Source organism: Uliginosibacterium sangjuense, assembly GCF_059132465.1.
In genome coordinates this window covers 91,206-111,665 of record NZ_CP101132.1, presented here as the reverse complement: position 1 = coordinate 111,665, position 20,460 = coordinate 91,206, and the positions used below count along the sequence as shown (strand labels likewise).

Genomic DNA, 20,460 nt, shown 5'->3' with positions numbered 1-20,460 from the left:
GGTGGCGGGCTCAGGACAAGGCGGCAATCACGTCCTTCAAGGACTCGGCGACCTGCACCCCCATCATGCGGATACCGGGGTCAGGTCGCAGCAGGTCGGGCACCATCACCACCTGCATGTTGGCCGACACCGCCGCGCGCACGCCGGCGTTGCTGTCTTCCAGCGCGAGGCACTTGCCCGGCTCCACGCCGGCACGCAGCGCGGCCAGCTCGAAGATATCCGGCGCCGGCTTGCCGCGCATCACTTCGTCGCCACAGGCGAGCGCCTTGAATTCGTCCAGCAGATGCACCCGCGCGAGCTTGGCCATGGCGCGCGTGCGCCGCGTCGAGGTCGCCACCGCGCAGGGGATGCGCTCGCGCTTGAGGCGCTCGATCAGCTCACGCACGAAGGGCTTGAGGGGGATGTCGCCACGCTCGATGCTGGCTTCATACAGCTCGCCGAAACGCGCACGCAGTTCGACGATGGGGTAATCGGCGCCGAAGGCGTCCAGCACGATGCCATCGGAGTCGCGCGAGTTCAGCCCCACCATGCGCAGGCCCACCTCGTGCTGCCACGGCGCTCCAAGTGCGGCAGCGGCCTGCGCGAACAGATCCAGCGCGACGCGCTCGCTGTCGAGCAGCAGGCCGTCCATGTCGAAGATGACCGCCTCCGGGCGGCGCAGCGAGAGCTTCATCACAGCAGCACGATGTCGAACTGCTCCTGGCCATAGCCCGATTCGGCATGCAGCGAGATCGGGCGGCCGATGAAGTCCTGCAGCATCGCGATGGACTGCGACTCTTCCTCCAGGAACAGGTCGACCACGCTGGGCGCGGCCAGCACACGCATTTCGCGCGCCGAGAACTGGCGCGCCTCGCGCACCAACTCGCGCAGGATCTCGTAGGCCACGGTGCGTGCGGTCTTGATCTCGCCGCGCCCGCCACAGGTGGGGCAGGCCTCGCAAAGCACATGGGCCAGCGATTCGCGGGTGCGCTTGCGTGTCATCTCGACCAGGCCCAGCGAGGTGAAGCCACCGATGGAGACCTTAGTGTGGTCGCGCGCCAGCGCCTTGGTCAGTTCCTCCAGCACCTGCTGGCGATGCTCGATGCTCTCCATGTCGATGAAGTCGAGCAGGATGATGCCCCCCAGGTTGCGCAGGCGCAGTTGGCGCGCGATGGCCTGGGCCGCTTCCAGGTTGGTCTTGAAGATGGTGTCGTCGAAGGTGCGCGCGCCGACGAAGCCACCGGTGTTCACGTCGATGGTGGTCAGCGCCTCGGTCTGGTCGACGATCAGGTAGCCCCCGCTCTTGAGGTCCACGCGGCGTGCCAGCGCCTTCTGGATTTCATCTTCCACGCCGTGTAGGTCGAACAGCGGGCGCTCGCCCTGATAGTGATCTAGCAGATGAGCCACGCGCGGCATGTACTCGGTGGCGAAGGTATGCAGCTTGTGGAAGTTCTCGCGCGAGTCGATGACCACGCGCTCGGTGTCGCGCGTGACCAGATCGCGCAGCACGCGCTGGGCGAGGGTGAGGTCGTGGTACAGCGCCACCGGCGGCTGCACGGCCAGGCGCCGCTGCTGGATCTCCGCCCACAGCTTGCGCAGATAAGCCACATCGGCCGCCAGCTCCTCGTCGCTGGCCTGCTCGGCCTGGGTGCGCACGATGAAGCCACCCTTCTCCTCCGGCGGCAGGATGTCCAGCAGGCGGGCGCGCAGGTGCTCGCGATCGGCCTCATTCTCGATGCGCTGCGAAATGCCAATGTGATGGTCCTGCGGCAGGTAGACGAGCAGGCGACCGGCCAGCGAAAGCTGGGTGGACAGGCGCGCGCCCTTGGTGCCGATCGGATCCTTGAGCACCTGCACCATGATGTTCTGGCCCTCGGCCAGGATGCGCTCGATGGGGCGCGGCGTCTCGCCGTGCTGGCGATCGATCCAGATGTCGGCCACATGCAGGAAGGCGGTGCGCTCCAGGCCGATCTCGATGAACGCAGACTGCATGCCGGGCAGCACGCGCACCACGCGGCCAAGGTAAATGTTGCCGACCAGGCCGCGCGCATGCTCGCGCTCAATGTGCAGTTCCTGCACCTGGCCGTGGAACATCTGCGCCACACGGGTTTCCTGCGGCGTGAAATTGACGAGGAATTCTTCGCTCATGGATAGAAAGGCTCGGGGCTGGGTGGCCCGATTCTACCCGTAGGGCGGAACTCCACAGGAGGTTCCGCCACTTCCGCAAGGCACGGGTTAGCTTGCCGCCCTTCGGGCGGCCGGCGGAACCTCCTGTGGAGTTCCGCCCTACAGCCGCCGGATCGCTTCGACCAGCTTCTCCGGCTCTTCCTGCTTGAGAATCTTGCCGACCTTGGCGCCCAGGTCGAGGCTGTCGGCACGCAGGATCTCCTGCTTCACCTCCAGGATCTGCGTCGGATGCATGGAAAAGCTGCGCAGGCCCATGCCCAGCAACAGGCGGGTAAAGTTCGGCGCGCCGGCCATCTCGCCGCACACCGACACCGGCACGCCGTTGCGCGCGCCGGTCTGGATGGTGTTGGCGATCAGCTTCAGCACCGCCGGATGCAGCGGGTCGTAGAGCTGGGCCACGGATTCGTCGGCGCGGTCGATGGCCAGGGTGTACTGGATCAGATCGTTGGTGCCGATGGAGAGGAACTGCAGGCGCTTGATGAACACGCCCAGCGACAGGGCGGCCGCCGGCACCTCGATCATGCCGCCCACCAACACGGCTTCGTCGAACTTCACCTTCTCGGCGCGCAACTGGGCCTTGGCGTGGTTCAGCGCAGCGAGCGCGGCGTCGATCTCATGCGCATGCGCCAGCATCGGGAACAGGATCTGCAGCTTGCCGTACTGCGAGGCGCGCAGCAGCGCCCGCAACTGGGTCAGGAACATCTGCGGCTCGGACAGGCTGTAGCGGATGGCGCGCAGGCCCAGTGCCGGGTTCAGCTCGCTGCTGCGTTTGGTCACCCCCTTGAGCGTCTTGTCGGCACCGATGTCCAGGGTGCGGATGGTGACCGGCTTGCCGCCCATGGCCTTGGCGACCGCGCGGTAGGCCTCGAACTGCTCGTCCTCGTCGGGCAGCACGTCGCGGTTCATGAACAGGAACTCGGTGCGGAACAGGCCGACGCCATCGGCCTCCACCTCCTTGGCCTGGTTCACATCCTTGGGCAGCTCGATGTTGGCCTGCAATGAGACCAGTTCGCCGTCCAGCGTGGCCGCACGCGTGGTCTTGATGCGCTTGAGCTTGGAGCGCTCCAGCTCCAGCGCAGTGCGGCGCAGGCGGTACTCTTCCAGCACGCGCTCGTCGGGGTCGACGATGACCACGCCGCGTGTGCCGTCGATGATGATGACGTCGTTCTCACGCACCACATGGCGGATGTGGCGCAGGCCCACCACCGCCGGGATGCCCAGGCTGCGCGCCACGATGGCGGTGTGCGAGGTGGCCCCGCCGACATCGGTGACGAAACCGCCGATGGCGCTCTGCTTGAAGTGGATGGTGTCGGCCGGCGACAGGTCGTGCGCCACCACGATGGAGGGCAGGTCGTCCTTGTGGCCGCGCGCCGGCACCGCACCGGGGTGGCCCAGCAGCGCCTTGACGAGGCGTTCCACCACCTGCACCACATCGGCCTTGCGCTCGCGCAGGTAGGCGTCGTCGATGGCGTCGAATTGCTCCAGCAGCAGCTCCATCTGCTGCACCACGGCCCATTCGGCGTTGCAGCGCCGCTCACGGACGAGGCGGCAGGCGGTATCGACCAGCATCGGGTCGTCGAGCAGCATGGTGTGCAGATCGACGAAGGCGGACACTTCGGACTGGGCGGTGGTGGAGGTCTCCTTCAGCACGCGCAGCTCGAACCGCACCTTCGCCACCGCATCCTCGAGTCGCGCCACCTCGGCTTCGACATGGCGCGGCGCGACCTGGAAGTGACTGACCTCCAGCAAGGCGTGCGAGACGAGGTGGGCCTGCCCGATGGAAATTCCCTGGGACACTGGCAGACCATGGACGACGAAAGGCATTCAACACTCCTGCGGCACGGCGCCACTTGCACCTGGATGGCCCCGATGGGGCGGGCGCCCGCGCACGGCGGGCGCGCAGTTCTTATTCGCGCTCGCCGAAGCGGCTGGCAATCAACTCAACGATGGCCTGCAGGGCGGCCTCGGCATCCTCGCCCTCGGTCTCGATGGTCAGGCGCGTACCCTGGGCGGCGGCCAGCATCATCACGCCCATGATGCTCTTGGCATTGACGCGGCGGCCCTGACGTTCCAGCCATACCTCGCTGCGGAACTGGGTGGCCAGTTGGGTAAGCTTGGCAGACGGGCGGGCGTGCAGGCCCAGGCGGTTGCAGATTTCAGTTTCAGCACGAGGCATGTCACGCCCCTCCCTTGATGTGAAGGACTCCGTCGCATCCACCGGCGATGGCCTTGTGGATAACGGTGTCAATATCGCTCTTGTCGCGGTAGGTCAATATGCGTAGCAACATCGGCAGGTTGACGCCGGCAATCCCTTCCACCCGCCCCGGCTGTAGCAGCTTGAGCGCCATGTTGGATGGCGTGGCGCCATAAATGTCGGTCAACACGATCACGCCTTCGCCCGTATCGACCGAAGTGACCAACTGGCGCGCCAGCGGCAGCAGGTCCAACGGATCGTCCTGCGCCGATACGCCCAACTGGGCGATGTGGAGCGGGCGACGATTGAGCACGTGACAGGCGCACTGGATCAGGGATTCCCCGAGCGTGCCGTGCGTCACCAGCAGAATGCCAACCATTGTTTGCTCCACCCCAGGGCTTGGGCCCGTGCTCCGTTCACGGCCCGCAAAGCCGCACCGGCATTCACTCTACCATCACGTTGCGGGGTGCGTCGCCGACCCAGCTCAAGCGCGCCCGCATGGGCGCGGTCAGACTCAAGTGGCCATCGGCATCAATGCGCAGCACATGCTCCACCTGCATGCGGCGGGCCATGTCGCGCCAGCGCCCCGGCCCGCCGACGAAGATCGGTTTGCTGGCGACGTCCGACAGCAGGCCGGCATGCACGCGCGGCGTGATCAGCACGGTCACGGCCTGGGTGTGCTGCACCGGCAGCCCATCGCGCGGGTCGATCAGGTGACTGTAGCGGCGGCCATTCAGTTCGAAGAAACGCTGGTAGTCGCCGGAGGTACCGATCGCCTCGCCCTCGTACAAGGCCAGGGTGGCCAGCGCGCCAGAGCCACGGGGGTTCTGGATGCCCACCTGCCAGGGCCGCTCGCCCTTGCGCCCCAGCGCGATGACATTGCCCCCGATATTGACCAGGGCATTGCGGATGCCGTGCTCACGGAGGATGGTCACCGCCCGGTCCAGCGCATAGCCCTTGGCGATGCCGCCGAAATCGAAGTTCAGGGCGCGGTTGGGCGAGCTGACCCGGGCGCCCTCCAGCACCAGGTCGGTACTGCGCGGACGAGCGGCGAGGACCGCGCGGATCGCCGCCGGGTCAGGCCTGAGCGGCGTGAAGTTGTCTCGGTGGAAGCCCCAGAGCTCGATCAGGCGGCCGATGGCTGGCTCGAACAAGCCTTCGCTGGCGGCGCTGGATTCGCGCGCCCAGGCCAGCAGTTGGGCCAGTTCCGGGCTGACCACGCGCACCTCGCCACGCGCCAGGGCCTCGTTCAACTGCGTCAGCTCGGAGGGCTGCCAGGCATGGTAGGCCCGGTGCAGGCGGTCGAACTCGCGCAGCACGGCGGCCAGGGCAGTCTGTGCCTGGGCTTCCGGTGCGCCATAACTGAGCACCTCGACGCGGGTGCCGAAGACATAGGACTCCTGGCGGACCTGCGGGGGTTCGCCGCAGGCTGCCAGGAACAGGGAAAGGATCAGACTGACCAGCAGGCGGGCGCCAGACCCGGGCGCGAGATCATGCAGAAAGGACAACGCGGGCATGCCGCAATGATACGGCAGGCCGCTCAGGAACCGCGCAGCAGGGGCGGCAGGGCGGGCGGCCGGGCGTGGCCGTCGAGGCGCCCCTGCAGGGCCAGCGCCTGGGAGGAGATCCGGTTCATGCTCAGCACTTCGCTGGCGAAGTGCTCGGCCGCCGCCGGGTCCTGCGCCTGCGGGGCGGTGTCGATCAGGCCCGCCGCCAGCTTGGGCACCAGCGCATCGCTGCCGCCCCAGGCGCGCAGGACCAGACCAGGATGACGGGCGGCCAGGCTGTTGAGTGCATCGCTGCGCTGCAGGCGGCCGAACTCATGGGCCAGCACGGCCACCACTTCGTCCGGGCCACGTGAAGCGCGGACCAATTGGTCGGTCAGCACGATCACGCCGTCGGGCAGGGAGAAGGCCAGCGGTCCGCCGCGCTCGCTGGAACGAAACACGACGCGCCAGGCGACGGTCGGCGCGGCCGGCATCTGCAGCGTGGCAAAACGCGCGCGCAAGCCGTTCTGGGTCGCCTCATCCAGCTCGCTGGGCGTGAGCCAGCCGGCATCGAGGCGGGCCAGGGCCTGCTCGGAGGCGGCCCGCACCATGCGCGGCGACAGGCCCTCGGCCAGCACGCGGGTGGCGACCGGCACGGTCCAGCGGTGGGCCAGGGTGGCCACGGCAGCCAGCATCAGCAGCAACATGACCAGGCATTGCCAGCCCAGGCGGGCGGTGAGGGCGAAGCCGCGCGTGTGACGGCGCAGGCGGGCCTCGGCCAGCACGGTGTCGAGCGCCAGGGTGTCGTCCACGGCGTAGCGGCGGCCGTCGGGGAAGTACAGCAGGGGCGCCTTGGCGCTCCCCGGCCGCGTATCGCGGTCCGGAGCCGGCGTCGGGCCGCTGACCGTGACGCCATCCTCCGCCGCCTCGATGCGCACGACATGGCGCAAGTCCTGGGTGGGCGCGACAGGGCGGGCGAACACGGTATTCATCGTGCACACCCCCGGACGCCCCGGACGCTCGCGCGGAGCGATGCGGGACAGCAACCAGAACGGGAGGAGGACTGCGGGGCAGACATGGCGACTCACAGCAAATAGCTTCGGATGCTGTGAGCCTATTCAAGCCGCCGGCCCCTGCACGCCGGACCCGCCCTTTGGTCTGTAGCGGGTATGTAAGCGAATGCAAACTGGATAGGCGGGCGGCCCGCCGGCTCAACCGCCGAGGGCGGTGATCACCTTGCTGGCGATGTCGAAGTCGGTCTGCTGCGCGATCTCGACCATGCAGGTCGGGCTGGTCACGTTAATCTCGGTGAGCTGGCCGCCAATCAGGTCCAGGCCCACGATCAACAGGCCACGCTGCCACAGGATGGGGCCCAGGTAGCTCGCCACTTCCCGCTCGCGCGCAGTCAGCGGCATCGCCACGCCGCGCCCGCCGGCGGCCAGGTTGCCACGCGTCTCACCGGCCTTGGGGATGCGCGCCAGGGCATAGGGCATGGGTTCGCCGGCGACCAGCAGCACACGCTTGTCGCCTTCGGCGATCTGCGGCAGGTAGCGCTGGGCCATGATGGTCCGTGTGCCGTCGGCGGTCAGCGTCTCCAGGATGGAGTTGCGGTTCGGGTCGTCGGCGCGCACCCGGAAGATGCCGCTGCCGCCCATGCCGTCGAGCGGCTTGAGGATCACTTCGCCCAGCTCGTCGATGAAGGCCTGCAAGGCCTGAGCTTCCCGCGCCACCAGGGTGGTCGGCGCCAGCTCGGGGAATTCGGTGATGGAGACCTTCTCGGAATGGTCGCGGATCGCGCGCGGGTCGTTGAAGACGCGCGCGCCCTGCGCCACCGCCCGCTCCAGCAGCCAGGTGGCGGTCACGTACTCGGCATCGAAAGGGGGATCCTGGCGCATCAGTACGCCGTCGAAGGACAGCAGCGTGCGCTTCTCCGGCTCGCCAGCCCGGTACCAGTCGTTATCGTCCGTCGTCAGTTGCATGGCCACGGTGGTGCAGCCGACCACGCCATCGCGCACGGTCAGGCTGTCGCGCTGCAGGGCGAAGACCTGGTGACCGCGCGCCTGGGCAGCGCGCATCATGGCTACGCTGGAATCCTTGTAGGCCTTGAGCTTGGGTAGCGGATCGACGATGAAGGCGATGTTCACGCGGCCGCCTCCTCGACCGGCGCCGTCTGTTCGATCTCCAGCGAGGCGGCCAGCAGGGCCAGCCGTGCCACTACGCCATAGGCATAGAAACGGTTGGGCGCGGCATCCGGCTCCTGACGACAGTCCGGCGTGCTGCAGCAGGTCTGGAAGGCCAGCGGCTCAAAGTGCATGCCGGGCGCGTTGAGGTTCTCGTCGCGGCCGCGCTCGCCGTGCACGCGGTAGAACCCACCCACGACGTAGCGATCCATCATGTAAACAACCGGCTCGGCAACGCCACCATTGACCGTCTCCAGGGTGCGCACGCCCTCCTGGATGATGACCTTGTCGACCTGCAGGCCTTCCTTGACCACGCTCATCTTGTTGCGCTGGCGGCGATTGAGGCCGACGACCTCTGACGCGTCGCGCACGGTCATCACCCCCATGCCGTAGGTGCCGGCGTCCGCCTTGACCACCACGAAGGGCGCGTCGCTGACGCCGTACTCGGCGTACTTCTGGCGGATGCGCGCGAGCAGGAAGTCGACCTGGCTGGCCAGGCATTCCTCGCCGGTGCGCTCATGGAAGTTGATCTGGTCGCAGACGCCGAAATAGGGATTGATCAGCCAGGGGTCGATGCCCATGGCGCGGGCGAAGTCGCTGGCGACCTCATCGAAGGCGGCAAAGTGGGTGGATTTGCGCCGCACATGCCAGCCAGCATGCAGGGGCGGGATGACCCACTGCCCCTCGAGCCCCTGCAGGACCTCCGGCACGCCGGCCGAGAGGTCGTTGTTGAGCAGCACGGCACAGGGGTCGGCCCCTTCCACGCCGATGCGCTTGCCGCGCCGGACCAGGGGCTCCAGCGTGAGGCTCTCGCCATTGGGCAGCTCGATCGTGGTCGGCGCGGTGATCTCGGGCAGCAGGGAGCCGATGCGCACGCGCAGGCCGGTGTGACCGAGGATGGTCGCCAGGCGCGCCACGTTCTGCAGGTAGAACATGTTGCGCGTGTGGTTCTCGGGGATCAGCACAATGCTGCGCGCCTCCGGGCAGATGCGCTCGATGGCGGCCTGGGCGGCCTGCACGCACAGCGACAGGAAATCCGGGTTGAGATTGTTGAAGCCGCCAGGGAAGAGATTGGTGTCGACCGGCGCCAGTTTGTAGCCGCTGTTGCGCAGGTCGACCGAGCCATAGAAGGGCGGCGTGTGATCCAGCCATTGGCGACGGAACCATTGTTCGATGGTCGTAGACTGGTCGAGGAAGCTGCGCTCCAGTTCCAGCAGCGGCCCGGTGAGGGCGGTGGTCAGATGCGGCACCATGCGCGAAAACCCCTTTCTTCCTTCTGTGCTTCTAGGCGCTCCTGCGAGGGCCGGACTGGCCTGCCACAGGGACGGACGATGTTACACCAAGCATGTTGCGGCGCAGGGCGGCCATGGCGGGGGGGCTGTCCTTCGCGTAAAATCAGGCACTTCCCTCGATTTTCTTGCTTTCCGCACCCACTCCCATGTTCTCCGGCATCGTTGCCACCATCGGCCATATCGCCGCCGTCGACCCCTTGCAGGACGGCCTCAGGCTCACCGTGGACACCCACGGTTGGGACCTGTCCGACGTCGCCCTGGGAGACTCCATCGCCAACAGCGGCGTGTGCCTGACCGTGATCGCCATCGAAGGTAGCGCGCTGCGCTTCGATGTCTCACGCGAAACCCTCAACTGCACCGTCGGTCTCGACCGGATCGGTAACGAGCTGAACCTGGAGAAGGCCCTGCGCCTGGCTGACCGCATTGGTGGCCACCTCGTCAGCGGGCATGTCGACGGCGTCGGCGATGTGCTCAAGTTCGAGCCCGTCGGCGAGAGCCACGAGTTGGTCATCCGCGCCCCGGCCACGGTAGCGCCCTACCTGGCGCGCAAGGGCTCGGTCACCGTCAATGGTGTGAGCCTGACCGTCAATTGGGTGCGAGGTTCCGAATTTTCAATCAACCTGATCCCGCATACCGTCCAGGTCACCAATCTGAAACACCTCAAGAGCGGCGCCCAGGTCAATCTGGAAGCCGATCTGATCGCCCGTCACGTCGAGCGCATGCTCGAGTGGCAAAAGGAAAACGCAGCATGAGCGCATTCGTACGGCCGCCCGAAGAAGGCGCGCTCCCTCCCCTGGGGAGGATGTCGCACAGCGACAGGAAGGCAGTGAAATGAGCGAACTCTCCCCCATCCGCGACATCATCGAGGACATCCGCAACGGCCGGATGGTGATCCTGATCGACGACGAGGATCGCGAGAATGAAGGCGACATCGTGGTCGCCGCGCAGTACGCGACGCCCGAGGTCATCAACTTCATGGCCAAGCATGCACGCGGCCTGATCTGCCTGACCCTGACCGAAGAACGCTGCCGCCAGTTGGGTATCAACCAGATGGCGCGCGACAACCGCAGCCAGTTCTCGACCGCCTTCACCGTCTCGATCGAGGCCGCTGAAGGCGTGACCACCGGTATCTCGGCCGCCGACCGCGCACGCACCGTGGCCGCCGCCGTCGCCAAGCACGCCAAGCCCAGCGACATCGTGCAACCGGGGCATGTCTTCCCGATCATGGCCAAGCCGGGCGGCGTGCTGGTGCGCGCCGGCCACACCGAGGCCGGCTGCGATCTCGCACAACTGGCCGGGCTGGAACCCGCCAGCGTGATCTGCGAGATCATGAACGACGACGGCAGCATGGCCCGCCTGCCCGACCTGCTGGTGTTCGCCAAAGAGCATGGCCTGAAGATCGGCGCCATCCGTGACCTGATCCACTATCGCTCGGCAGTCGAGAAGCTGGTCGAGCGCGTGGCCGACAAGCCCATCATGACTCCGCATGGCGAGTTCCGCCTGGCCGCCTTCAGCGACCGCGCCTCGGGCGAACTGCACCTGGCCATGTACCTGGGCAAGCTGACGCCCGACACCGAGACCCTGGTGCGCGTGCACGAGCCGGTGTCGGTGCTGGACTTCATCGACCCGGCCAACTGCCGCCACAGCTACTCGGTGGATGCCGCCCTGGCGCGCATCGCCGCCCACGGCCACGGCGCCATCATCATGCTGCGCCGCCCGGAAACCAGCGATGAAGTGCTGGCCGCCCTGGGCGTCAAGCCCGACACCCCGCAACCCGCCGCCAAGTGGGACCCGCGCATCTTCGGCATTGGCGCGCAGATCCTGCGCGACCTCGGTGTCGGCAAGATGCGCGTGCTGGCCAACCCGCGCCGCATGCCCAGCATGGCCGGCTTCGGCCTCGAAATCACCGGCTACCTGCCGCCCGAATCTGCCTGAGAAAGAACCATGTCCCGCTTCGAAGACGTACCCGAAATCACCCCCAACCATGACGGTAACGGCCTGCGCGTCGCCGTCGTCCTGGCCCGCTTCAACCAGCAGATCGGCGACGGCCTGCTGTCCGGCTGCATCACCGAACTGCTGAGCTGCGGCGTCAACCCCGAGCACATGCAGATCGCCACCGTGCCGGGCGCGCTGGAACTGCCGCTCACGCTGCAGACCCTGGCCCGCAGCGGCCGCTACGACGCGCTGGTCGCGCTGGGCGCGGTGATCCGCGGCGACACCTACCATTTCGAGGTGGTCTCCAACGAAATGGCCGCCGGCATCACCCGCGTCACCCTGGACACCGGCGTACCCATCGCCAACGGCGTGCTGACCACCGAGGACGACGACCAGGCCATCGCCCGCATGCATATCAAGGGCCAGGAATGCGCCCTGTGCGCCATCGAAATGGCCAACCTGCTGAAAAAGATCAAGTCATGACCAAGGACAACACCAAGAAATCGCCGCGCCACCTCGCCCGCGAGGTCGCCATGCAAGGCATCTACGAATGGCGCATGAGCGGCAACAGCCTGCCCATGGTCGAGGAAAACCTCGAGTCCCACGAGGAATGGGCGCGCGCCGACAAACCGCTGGCCCTGACCCTGCTGCGCGGCGTGGTGGCGCAGGCCGAGGCACTAGAAGCCGAATTCGCGCCCCACCTGGACCGCCCGCTGGGCGAGCTGTCGCCGATCGAGCGCGCGATCCTGCTGCTCGGCTGCTACGAGCTGAGCCATCGCCTGGAGACCCCGTACCGCGTGGTCATCAACGAAGCCATCGAGCTGACCAAGGACTTCGGCGGCGCCGACGGCCACCGCTTCGTCAATGGCGTACTCGACAAGCTCGCCCCGCGCCTGCGCGCAGCCGAGGTCGAGTACGCCGCCAAGCAGAAAAAGAAGGACTGAGTCGCGAAGACTGGGGACAGCGTAGTCTCGGCTAACCGCTCCGTCCCCGCTCTTCCATCCTGAATTCCCATGCCTGGCGAATTCGATCTGATCCGGCAGCACTTCCAGCGCCCCACGCGCCACACCGACCTGGGCGTGGGGGATGATGGCGCGCTGCTCACGCCGCGCCCCGGGCGCCAGATCGTGGTGTCCACCGACATGCTGGTCGCCGGCACCCACTTCTTTCCCGACACCGCCCCGGCCGACATCGGCTGGAAGACGGCGGCGGTCAACATCTCGGACATGGCGGCCATGGGCGCAGAGCCGCGCTGGATGCTGCTCGCCCTGGCCCTGCCCGCAGCCGACGAGGCCTGGGTCGGCGCGTTTGCGGAGGGCTTTGCCGCCTGCTGCGCGCACTTCGACGTCGACTGGATCGGCGGCGACACCACGCGCGGCCCGCTGAACCTGTGCGCCACGGTCATGGGCGAAGTTCCGCTGGGGGCCGCCATCAAACGCGGCGGCGCCCGCGCCGGGGAGGATATCTGGGTCTCTGGCGCGCCCGGCCTGGCCCACCTGGGCCTGCGTCATCTGCGTGACGCACTCGCCCTCCAGGGCGACTGGCGCACGCAATGCCTCAGCGCGCTGCACCGCCCGCAGCCACGTGTCGAGCTGGGCCTGGCCCTGCGCGGCATCGCCAGCGCGATGCTCGACGTATCCGACGGCTTGCTCGGCGATCTGGGGCACATCCTCGATGCCTCGGCCTGTGGCGCCCTGCTGATCGACACCCGCCTGCCGCTGTCACCAGTCGTCATGGCCTGCGGAGACGAGCGCCTCGCACGCGAGGCGCTGCTCAGCGGCGGCGACGACTACGAACTGCTGTTTACTGCGCCCACCCGGCTGCATGCCGAGATCGTGCAACTGGGCACCCGCCTCGGGCTGCCCCTGTCCTGCATCGGACGCACCACCGACGAAGCCGGGCAGCTTGCGCTGCAGTACCGCGATGGCGCGCAGCAGCAGCTCGCCGCGCGCGCCTGGGACCACTTCGGCTGACCGACCCGGAATCCACGCCATGGCTGACCTCAAGGCCCCCCGCCCGCCACTCTCCTTCATGTTCTCCAAACCGGCGCACCTGCTGTCGCTGGGCCTGGGCTCGGGCCTCTCGCCCTGGGCGCCCGGCACCGTCGGCTCGCTGCTGGCCTGGGCCCTGTTCTACCCGCTGCATCAGACGATGAGCCAGCTCGGGCTGGGTCAATGGGGTTTCGGTCTGTTCCTGCTGCTGGCGCTGGGCTGTGGCCTGCGCGCGGTGGATCGCACGGGCCGCGCGCTTGGCGTGGTGGATCACGGCAGCATCGTATGGGATGAGTTCGTCGCGGTCTGGCTGGTGCTGTGGCTATGCCCGGCCAGCCTCGTCTGGCAGGCCGCTGGTGTCGCACTGTTCCGCCTGTTCGACATCACCAAGCCGCCACCGATCCGTCAGCTTGAACAGCGCTACAAGAATGCCTTCGGCGTGATGCTGGACGACCTGGTCGCCGCCGGCCTCAGCCTGCTACTGCTGGCACTCGCCTGGAAGGTCTTCGCATGAGCGCCGCGCCGGGCGCCGCCGGGCTTGAGGCCACGGCACGGGACCTGGCTGCCGCCATGCTGGCGCGCGGCTGGATGCTCGCCACGGCGGAATCCTGCACTGGCGGCCTGGTAGCCGCGACGCTGACCGATCTGGCTGGCTCCAGCGCCTGGTTCGAGCGCGGCTTCGTGACCTATTCCAATGCCGCCAAGATGGAGTTGCTGGGCGTGACCGCCGACACGCTGGCCCGCCATGGCGCAGTCAGCGAAGCGACGGTGGCGGAGATGGTCGGCGGTACCCTGGCGCGCTGTCCGGTGGAACTGGCGGTGGCCATTTCGGGCATTGCCGGGCCCACCGGCGGCAGCCCGGACAAGCCGGTCGGCACCGTGTGCTTCGGCTGGGGGCGCCGTAACCACGCCCCACGGGTGGAGACCCTGCACTTCGCCGGCGATCGACTGGCCGTGCGTCAGCAAGCCACCCTGCACGCACTGCGCGGCCTGCTCGCCCTGTGCGGGGCAGCTTGAGGCCTGGTCAGCGCGCGAAGCTCACGCTGCGCAGCGGACGCCACTGGCTCAGCAGGGCGACGACAATCCCGCCGCCAAGAACCAGCAGGTAGGCCCCGAAGACCTCGGCGAAGGGCGCCTTGTGGTTGAGGTAGCGCGCGATCCCAAGGTAGGCGGCGAAGATCCAGGAACAGCCCGACACCGCGCCCAGCGCGGCAGCCAGCAGGCGCGCGCGCAGCGGCAGGGCGACGAAGGCGACGCCGCACTTGAGCAGGGGGAAGACCTTCAGGTGCAGGGCCAGGCCATTGAGCGTCAGGGCGATCACCACGGCGAACTTGACCCACAACTTCTCGTTGGCGAGGTAGGCCGCCCCGTCGGTGGCATAGCCCAGGCCCACCAGGGCCAGGCCGCTGGCCCACAGCAGGCCGAGGGCGAAGACCGCGTCACGCTCGGTGTCGCCCATGGTGCGCAGTTGCTGACGACTCAAGGGATGGTGGCGGTTGCGCCACATCATCAGGTCGGCGCGCGCAATCGGCGCGAAGGCCCAGGCAAAAGCCAGCAGATGCACAAAGACCAGCAAGGATTTGAACATGTGGGTCGGCCTCTCTCTTTATCCTCAAGCCGCGCCATGGCCGGCGACAGCGATTTTTTGTCGGACGTGCTGCACGACCAGCAGGGCTGGTCGCCCTCTGCCTCCGCCGTTTGTCGGCGACGTTAGGACAGACAAGTACATCTTAAGTAGCACCCTGGAAGCCGCAAACGCAGGCCACGGGGGGCGCGGCCGGCCCTGGCCCTGCATGGCGCCGGCCGCGTCCTGTATGGAAGTTGATTGCGCTGGACAATCAAAAGCTTGAGCACCGACGCGCCTGCAAGGAGATCGTCAGGGCGCGCCGACGAGCGGCACATCTATAGCGACAAGCGTTTTTGATGGTTTTGTGCTATTGCGGAGAAAGCCGCCGCCAAATGCCGAATTTGCTAGGGTGCGGCGCAGCATGCGCCGCAGCGTGGCTTACCAGTCGACCAGTTGCAGGCCAATGCCCAACGATGTCTGCTTGAGCTTGTAGTCGATCAGGCTCTTGCCATAGCCGTGGAAGGCCTGGAGGTAGATGCGCAGGTCATCGGTGCCGGGCAGCGGGAAGCCGTAGGACAGCTCGTAGGCCCCACGGTTGTTCTCCCCTTCGAGGTTGTTGCGCAACATGAAGGTGAGCTGGTGGCGCGAGGTGAAGCGATAGGTGCCGTGCAGCTCGAAGTTGCCCATGTAGTGCAGGATGTCCGGGTTGTCGTCGTTGCCAGCATCCTCGGGAATGCGCCACCAGGGCTTGAAGCCCAGCGCAAAGCGCCCGTTGTCGGCAACGATGGTGCCGACGATGCGGTTCCAGCTACGCGACCAGTCGCCGGTCTGGCCGTTGGACTGGTGGTTGAAGCCCACCATGCCGGCGCGCACCTGCATGTCGGTGCCGGGGACGCGTGCATCGAGCGGGAACTGGATCCAGGTCTCCGGCTCGTGGTTGGTCTCGCGGAAGGGGCGCGACCAGTCGCCGTTGTAGACCTGCCAGAAGGAACGGTTGGTGTAGGCCGCCATCCAGTGCCAGCCGGGGTTGTCCCAGATATCCCGCACGAAGGGGAACTTGAGACTGATCTGGAACTCGGCCTCAACCTTGCTGGCGCTGCCTTTGCCATCGTTGGCGATCTCGAAGGGCGGACTGCTGGGCGTATGGCTGTTCATGACACCGGCCAACAGGTAGTTGGGACGGTGTGGGGTGATCGAATACGGGTTGTCGAAAGAGGCCTGCTCCAGCGTGGCGCGCTCAACGATCAGCGACTGCTCGGGCGGCGTCTCGCAGAGCTTGAGAATCTCGCCAACGGTCAGGCCGGCATTCTCGGGCGTCATCTTCTCCATGATGCAGATGCGCTGGCGCACCTCCTGCTCCACGGCGATGGCGCTGGTGCTCATCAGGCCCGCTGTGAGGCCCAGGACGGCGACTTTTTTCATGATGGTTCTTTCTCTCGGTCGAGCATCAAGTGCAAGGCCTGGCGGCAGGGTTCGGCCTGGAACAGGCTGCCGTGGTCAGGCGCCAGGGTGAAATGCTGCGCTGCATCCTGCCATTCGAAGTCTAACCGCCAGGCGTGCAGGTAGCCACGGTCAGCGCGGCTACCGCCATAGCGCACATCGCCCAGGATGGGCGCCGACAGGCTCTTCATCGCCACCCGCAACTGGTGGGTGCGGCCGGTGTGCGGATACAGCCGGAACAGGCGCAGCCCCGGGGCGAGGCTGAGGCTGTCGAAACGCGTCACGGCCAGGGGCCCGCCCTCGCGCGCGAGGCGCCAGTCCCCGCCCCGCCCCTTGAGCATGGCGCCCTTGACCCAGCCCTGCTTCTTCGCCGGCTTGCGGTCGGACAGGGCGAGGTAGGTCTTGCGGATCGCGCCGGCCTCGAACATCCGCCCGAACTCGCGCGCGGCATCGGCATGGCGGGCGAACAGCACGAGGCCCGCGGTGATGCGGTCCAGGCGGTGCACCGCGTGCAAGCCGGGCTCCCCCAGCTCGGCCTTGACCTGGGCGACGAAGCCGGGTGCCTCGCCGTCCTGGTGGAAGCTCAGGCCGGGCGGCTTGGCGGCGACGATGAAGTCGGGATGCTCGGCGCTGAGTACGACACTCACCGCGTGCCCTTCGCGTCGTCGTCGGGCAGCGGGGCAAACAGGCTGACCAGTTCGGCCTCGTCGAACTTGAGCTCACCGGCCGCATCACCCTCCAGCACAGCATCGGCGAGCTGGGCCTTCTTGGCCTGCAGGGCGAGGATGCGTTCCTCGATGCTGCCGGCGGCGATCAGCTTGTAGACGAAGACCGCCTTGTCCTGGCCGATACGGTGCGCGCGGTCGGTGGCCTGTTCCTCGGCCGCTGGGTTCCACCACGGGTCCACGTGGATCACGGTGTCGGCTGCGGTGAGGTTGAGCCCCACGCCGCCCGCCTTCAGGCTGATCAGGAACACCGGCGCGGCGCCCTCCTGGAAGGCGCGCACCGGGGCCTCGCGGTCGCGCGTGGCGCCGGTCAGCGTGAGATGGGTGATGCCGGCGCCGTCGAGCGCCTCGCCAATCAGCTTGAGCATGCTGGTGAATTGCGAGAAGACGAGGATGCGCCGGCCTTCCTCCACCAGCTCGGGCAGCATGTCCATCAAGTGCTCGATCTTGGCGCGCTCCTTCACCCCGCGCGCCGCCGGCAGGTCGAGCAGGCGTGGGTCGCAGCAGATCTGGCGCAGCTTGAGCAGCGCATCGAGGATCAGGATCTGGCTGCGTGCGAAGCCGCGCGCCGCGATGGTCTCGCGCAGCTCCTTGTCGAGCGCGCTGCGCAGCGTCTCGTAGAGGTCGCGCTGGCCGCCGGTCAGCTCCACGCTGCGCACGATCTCGGTCTTGGGCGGCAGCTCGCGCGCCACCTCTTCCTTGCGCCGACGCAGGATGAAGGGCTTCACCCGACGCGCCAGCAGCTCGCGGCGCAGGCCGTCACCCTGCTTTTCGATGGGTGTGCGCCAGCGCCGCGTGAAGTCGCGCGCATCGCCCAGGAAACCTGGCAGCAGCAGGTCGAACTGCGCCCACAGCTCGCCCAGGTGGTTCTCCAGCGGCGTGCCGGTGAGGCACAGACGGTGGCGCGAACGCAGCCGGCGCAGCGCCAGCGCGGCCTTGGTGGTGGCGTTCTTGACGTTCTGCGCCTCGTCGAGGATCAGGAAGCTGTAGGCATGCTGGGCCAGCGCCTCTTCGTCGCGCCACACCAGCGGGTAGGTGGTCAGCACTACGTCATGCTCGGGAATCTGCGCAAAACGGCTGGCGCGCGTGAGCCCGTGCAACTGCAGCACGCGCAGGTCGGGCGCGATATGAGCCGCCTCGCGCTGCCAGTTGAACACCAACGAGGTCGGCAGCACCACCAGGGCCGGCTGGTCGAGGCGGCCGGCCTGCTTCTCCAGCAGCAGGTGGGCCAGGGTCTGCGCGGTCTTGCCCAGGCCCATGTCGTCGGCCAGGATGCCGCCCAGGCCATGCTGGCGCAGGTGCTGCAACCAGGCCAGGCCTTCGAGCTGGTAAGGGCGCAAGGCCACGCCGAGCGCCGTCGGGGCCTCGACCGGCTGCACCGCGCCAGCCTCGCGCAGGCGGGTGGCCAGCGCCAGCAGCGCCTCGGGGCCACGGAACTGCCAGCGCGCGTCCTCAGCAAACTGACTGAGCCGCCCGGCATCCAGCGCGGCGACACGCAGACTGGTGTTGCTGGAACTGAAGCGGTCGAACAGGTCGATCAGGGTGCGCGCGATCGGCTTCAGGCGCTCGGCCGGCAGGCGCACCAGGCCGCCCGTGGGCAGCGGCAGGTCCACCGTCTCCTGCTCGTCGATGCGGTTCAGGCGCGCCAGGTTCAGCCACCGCTCGTCGCGCTGGAACAGCTCGTGCAGCAAGGGCGCCAGCGGCACCCGCTTGGCGTCGACGGTGATGCCCATGTCGAGCGCGAACCAGCCTGGCTCGGCCTCCTCGATCTGCGCATCCCAGGCCTCGACCTGGTAGATCAAGTGGCGGAAATCGGCCGGCATGTCGACCTGCCAACCCGCCTCGCGCAGGCGCGGCACGATCTCGCCGACGAAGTCGGCCCACGCAGCCTCGGAAGCCAGCGCGTACTGCTGCCCGGGCGGCTCGGCATGGCGGTACTGCACGCCCTGCGCCGGCAAGCGCTCGAAACCAAAGGCAGTCAGCCCGGCGAGTGCCTGGCGCTCGGCCGCCGCATCGCGACGCAGGCGCACCGTTTCGCCACCGGGCAGACCGACCAGCTCGCGTGGGCTGTCGGATTCGACCAGCACGTCCTCATAGCGGAAGAAGACACGCGCCAAGTCCAGCGCATGCATGTCATAGCGCTGCGGATAGTCGCGGAAGCGCTGCATGCCCCACACCGGTACCGAGTGCACGCGCAACACCGGCTGTGGCCGCCCGGCGACCACGCGCAACTGTGCGGCAGCATTCACCGGCGGTGGCGGCACCGCGGGCAGATAGCTCTGCAGGGTCTGCGCCACCAGGGCCGCATCCTTGGCCCCCAGGGGCGGCAAGGCCAGCACCTGCTGCACAGCGTCGAGGGCGACCGTGCTACCCAGCTCGCCGACCTCGCCACTGGCCAGATCGGCATACCAGGCCGGTTTGCCGGCGATCAGCATGAGGGGGCGGCCCGCTGCCATCAGGCGCGCCTGCACCCGGCCATCCGGTCCGGTGTGCCAGGCCAGCTCTGCCTCGCGCCGCGCGCCGCGCAGCAAGGGGCGATAGCCGCCGCCGGCCGCCGCCACGCAGGCGCGGCCGGTGGCCAGCACCGCCTCCAGGGTGGCCGCCGGCGCCAGCGCGGACAAACCAATCTCCCAGCCATGCGGGCTGCGCCCGCGCTGCAGCCACAGCATGCGCAAGGCCGCCAGGTCGGCCTCGGTGAGGAAGGCGGGGGGCTGCTGCAAGGCACGCTCCACCGCGTACCAGCTCTCGCTGCGGTTGCCAGGCAGGCCGCCACCATCGGGCTTGCCCTTGAGCAGGCGGAAGTGCAGGCCAGCGCCCTTGTCGTCGGCCTGCAGCAGATAGAACAGTTGTTCGCGTGCGGCCGGGCGCGGCGCCTGGGCCTGGGCCTGGGCCTGTCCCTGCTGACGCAAGGCCTCGGCCCAGCGCAGCACCTGCGGATTGAGGCGATCCGGCTCCTCGCGTGCGCGCAGCGCGGCCAGCAGCACGGCGGTGGCGTGCTTGCAGCCCAGCTCCACCGGGCAGGTGCACACCATGTCGGGTACCCAGCGATGCGCCATGTCGCGCTCGAAATTCACGACCACGCGATAGGGCAGGGCCGCCGTGCCCTGCACGCTGGCGCTGAGGCTCAGCGGCTCGATGACCAGGTTGTCGACGGCGTCGACGTAGGCACGCGCCTTGTCGATCTCCTTCGGCACGCACCAGCGTTGCACGTCGGCGAGGGAATACTGAAGGGCGGGTTTGAACTCCGTGCGGGCCATGAAGCGTGAACGCGGCAGACAAACCGCCAAGTGTACGCGCTGCCAGGTGGTGGTGGGAGAGGGTGACCAAAGATGCCTGTTCGGTGCCCTTTCCCAAGCCCTGCCTCATCAAGGAGAGGGGTCTCGCCCAAACCCGGGATCCGTCAGAAAACGGCGCTGGCTAGGCGCGCCGACGCTGACAGTACAAGTAGTACGGCAAGGAGGCGCAACGACGCCAGAGCCGTTT

20 protein-coding genes are annotated in these 20,460 nt (G+C 67.8%); 7 read left to right on the top strand and 13 right to left on the bottom strand.

Features of this window, described 5'->3' with window-relative positions; translation table 11 throughout:
• Positions 1-10: 10 nt before the first annotated feature.
• From NMB43_RS00515 to gshA, 9 genes are all read right to left on the bottom strand, one after another.
• Complete coding sequence (locus NMB43_RS00515; protein ID WP_494350196.1) at positions 11-673, bottom strand: HAD family hydrolase; 663 nt, start codon at positions 671-673, stop codon at positions 11-13.
• The gene (gene rng / locus NMB43_RS00510) at positions 673-2,127 is read right to left on the bottom strand and encodes a ribonuclease G (protein WP_494350195.1); all 1,455 of its coding nucleotides are present in this window, start codon (positions 2,125-2,127) and stop codon (positions 673-675) included. Before rng ends, NMB43_RS00515 begins: the two co-directional genes overlap by 1 nt.
• Before the next feature lie 138 nt (positions 2,128-2,265).
• Positions 2,266-3,990 carry a phosphoenolpyruvate--protein phosphotransferase gene (ptsP, locus tag NMB43_RS00505; protein ID WP_494350194.1) on the bottom strand — a complete coding sequence of 575 codons (1,725 nt, stop codon included), beginning with the start codon at positions 3,988-3,990 and terminating at the stop codon, positions 2,266-2,268.
• A gap of 82 nt (positions 3,991-4,072) precedes the next feature.
• Entirely contained in the window at positions 4,073-4,342 is a 270-nt protein-coding gene (locus NMB43_RS00500; protein ID WP_494350193.1) for an HPr family phosphocarrier protein, read from the bottom strand.
• Position 4,343: 1 nt separating this feature from the next.
• Positions 4,344-4,739: a PTS sugar transporter subunit IIA gene (locus tag NMB43_RS00495; RefSeq protein WP_494350192.1), complete on the bottom strand. Its 396-nt coding sequence runs from the start codon at positions 4,737-4,739 to the stop codon at positions 4,344-4,346.
• Positions 4,740-4,803: 64 nt separating this feature from the next.
• Positions 4,804-5,877, bottom strand: coding sequence for an FAD:protein FMN transferase (locus tag NMB43_RS00490; protein ID WP_494350191.1), 1,074 nt, complete (start codon positions 5,875-5,877; stop codon positions 4,804-4,806).
• 23 nt (positions 5,878-5,900) lie between these two features.
• Positions 5,901-6,839, bottom strand: coding sequence for a M48 family metalloprotease (locus tag NMB43_RS00485; RefSeq protein ID WP_494350190.1), 939 nt, complete (start codon positions 6,837-6,839; stop codon positions 5,901-5,903).
• A gap of 219 nt (positions 6,840-7,058) precedes the next feature.
• Positions 7,059-7,991, bottom strand: a complete 933-nt coding sequence (gene gshB / locus NMB43_RS00480) for a glutathione synthase (protein WP_494350189.1) — start codon at positions 7,989-7,991, stop codon at positions 7,059-7,061.
• The gene (gene gshA / locus NMB43_RS00475) at positions 7,988-9,280 is read right to left on the bottom strand and encodes a glutamate--cysteine ligase (RefSeq protein ID WP_494350188.1); all 1,293 of its coding nucleotides are present in this window, start codon (positions 9,278-9,280) and stop codon (positions 7,988-7,990) included. Before gshA ends, gshB begins: the two co-directional genes overlap by 4 nt.
• A gap of 185 nt (positions 9,281-9,465) precedes the next feature.
• Between gshA and NMB43_RS00470 the strand changes: the two genes are divergently transcribed.
• From NMB43_RS00470 to NMB43_RS00440, 7 genes are all read left to right on the top strand, one after another.
• Complete coding sequence (locus NMB43_RS00470) at positions 9,466-10,071, top strand: riboflavin synthase (protein WP_494350187.1); 606 nt, start codon at positions 9,466-9,468, stop codon at positions 10,069-10,071.
• A gap of 79 nt (positions 10,072-10,150) precedes the next feature.
• Positions 10,151-11,254, top strand: coding sequence for a bifunctional 3,4-dihydroxy-2-butanone-4-phosphate synthase/GTP cyclohydrolase II (gene ribBA / locus NMB43_RS00465; RefSeq protein ID WP_494350186.1), 1,104 nt, complete (start codon positions 10,151-10,153; stop codon positions 11,252-11,254).
• Positions 11,255-11,263: 9 nt separating this feature from the next.
• Positions 11,264-11,737, top strand: a complete 474-nt coding sequence (ribH, locus tag NMB43_RS00460) for a 6,7-dimethyl-8-ribityllumazine synthase (protein WP_494350185.1) — start codon at positions 11,264-11,266, stop codon at positions 11,735-11,737.
• Positions 11,734-12,198 carry a transcription antitermination factor NusB gene (nusB, locus tag NMB43_RS00455; protein ID WP_494350184.1) on the top strand — a complete coding sequence of 155 codons (465 nt, stop codon included), beginning with the start codon at positions 11,734-11,736 and terminating at the stop codon, positions 12,196-12,198. The genes ribH and nusB overlap by 4 nt, the downstream gene beginning before the upstream one ends.
• Before the next feature lie 69 nt (positions 12,199-12,267).
• Entirely contained in the window at positions 12,268-13,227 is a 960-nt protein-coding gene (thiL, locus tag NMB43_RS00450) for a thiamine-phosphate kinase (RefSeq protein WP_494350183.1), read from the top strand.
• Positions 13,228-13,246: 19 nt separating this feature from the next.
• Positions 13,247-13,759, top strand: coding sequence for a phosphatidylglycerophosphatase A family protein (locus NMB43_RS00445; RefSeq protein WP_494350182.1), 513 nt, complete (start codon positions 13,247-13,249; stop codon positions 13,757-13,759).
• The gene (locus NMB43_RS00440) at positions 13,756-14,262 is read left to right on the top strand and encodes a CinA family protein (RefSeq protein ID WP_494350181.1); all 507 of its coding nucleotides are present in this window, start codon (positions 13,756-13,758) and stop codon (positions 14,260-14,262) included. Before NMB43_RS00445 ends, NMB43_RS00440 begins: the two co-directional genes overlap by 4 nt.
• 7 nt (positions 14,263-14,269) lie before the next feature.
• Here NMB43_RS00440 and NMB43_RS00435 read toward each other — a convergent pair whose 3' ends face one another.
• The 4 genes from NMB43_RS00435 to NMB43_RS00420 all read right to left on the bottom strand — a co-directional run bounded on the left by NMB43_RS00435 (position 14,270) and on the right by NMB43_RS00420 (position 20,234).
• Positions 14,270-14,833 (bottom strand): hypothetical protein, encoded by a 564-nt coding sequence (locus NMB43_RS00435; protein ID WP_494350180.1) that lies wholly within the window; start codon positions 14,831-14,833, stop codon positions 14,270-14,272.
• Between the two features lie 417 nt (positions 14,834-15,250).
• On the bottom strand, positions 15,251-16,234 hold the full coding sequence (locus NMB43_RS00430) for a phospholipase A (RefSeq protein WP_494350179.1): 984 nt from the start codon (positions 16,232-16,234) through the stop codon (positions 15,251-15,253).
• Positions 16,231-16,899, bottom strand: coding sequence for a TIGR01621 family pseudouridine synthase (locus NMB43_RS00425; RefSeq protein ID WP_494350178.1), 669 nt, complete (start codon positions 16,897-16,899; stop codon positions 16,231-16,233). Before NMB43_RS00425 ends, NMB43_RS00430 begins: the two co-directional genes overlap by 4 nt.
• The gene (locus NMB43_RS00420) at positions 16,896-20,234 is read right to left on the bottom strand and encodes a DEAD/DEAH box helicase (protein WP_494350177.1); all 3,339 of its coding nucleotides are present in this window, start codon (positions 20,232-20,234) and stop codon (positions 16,896-16,898) included. The genes NMB43_RS00425 and NMB43_RS00420 overlap by 4 nt, the downstream gene beginning before the upstream one ends.
• Positions 20,235-20,460: the final 226 nt, after the last annotated feature.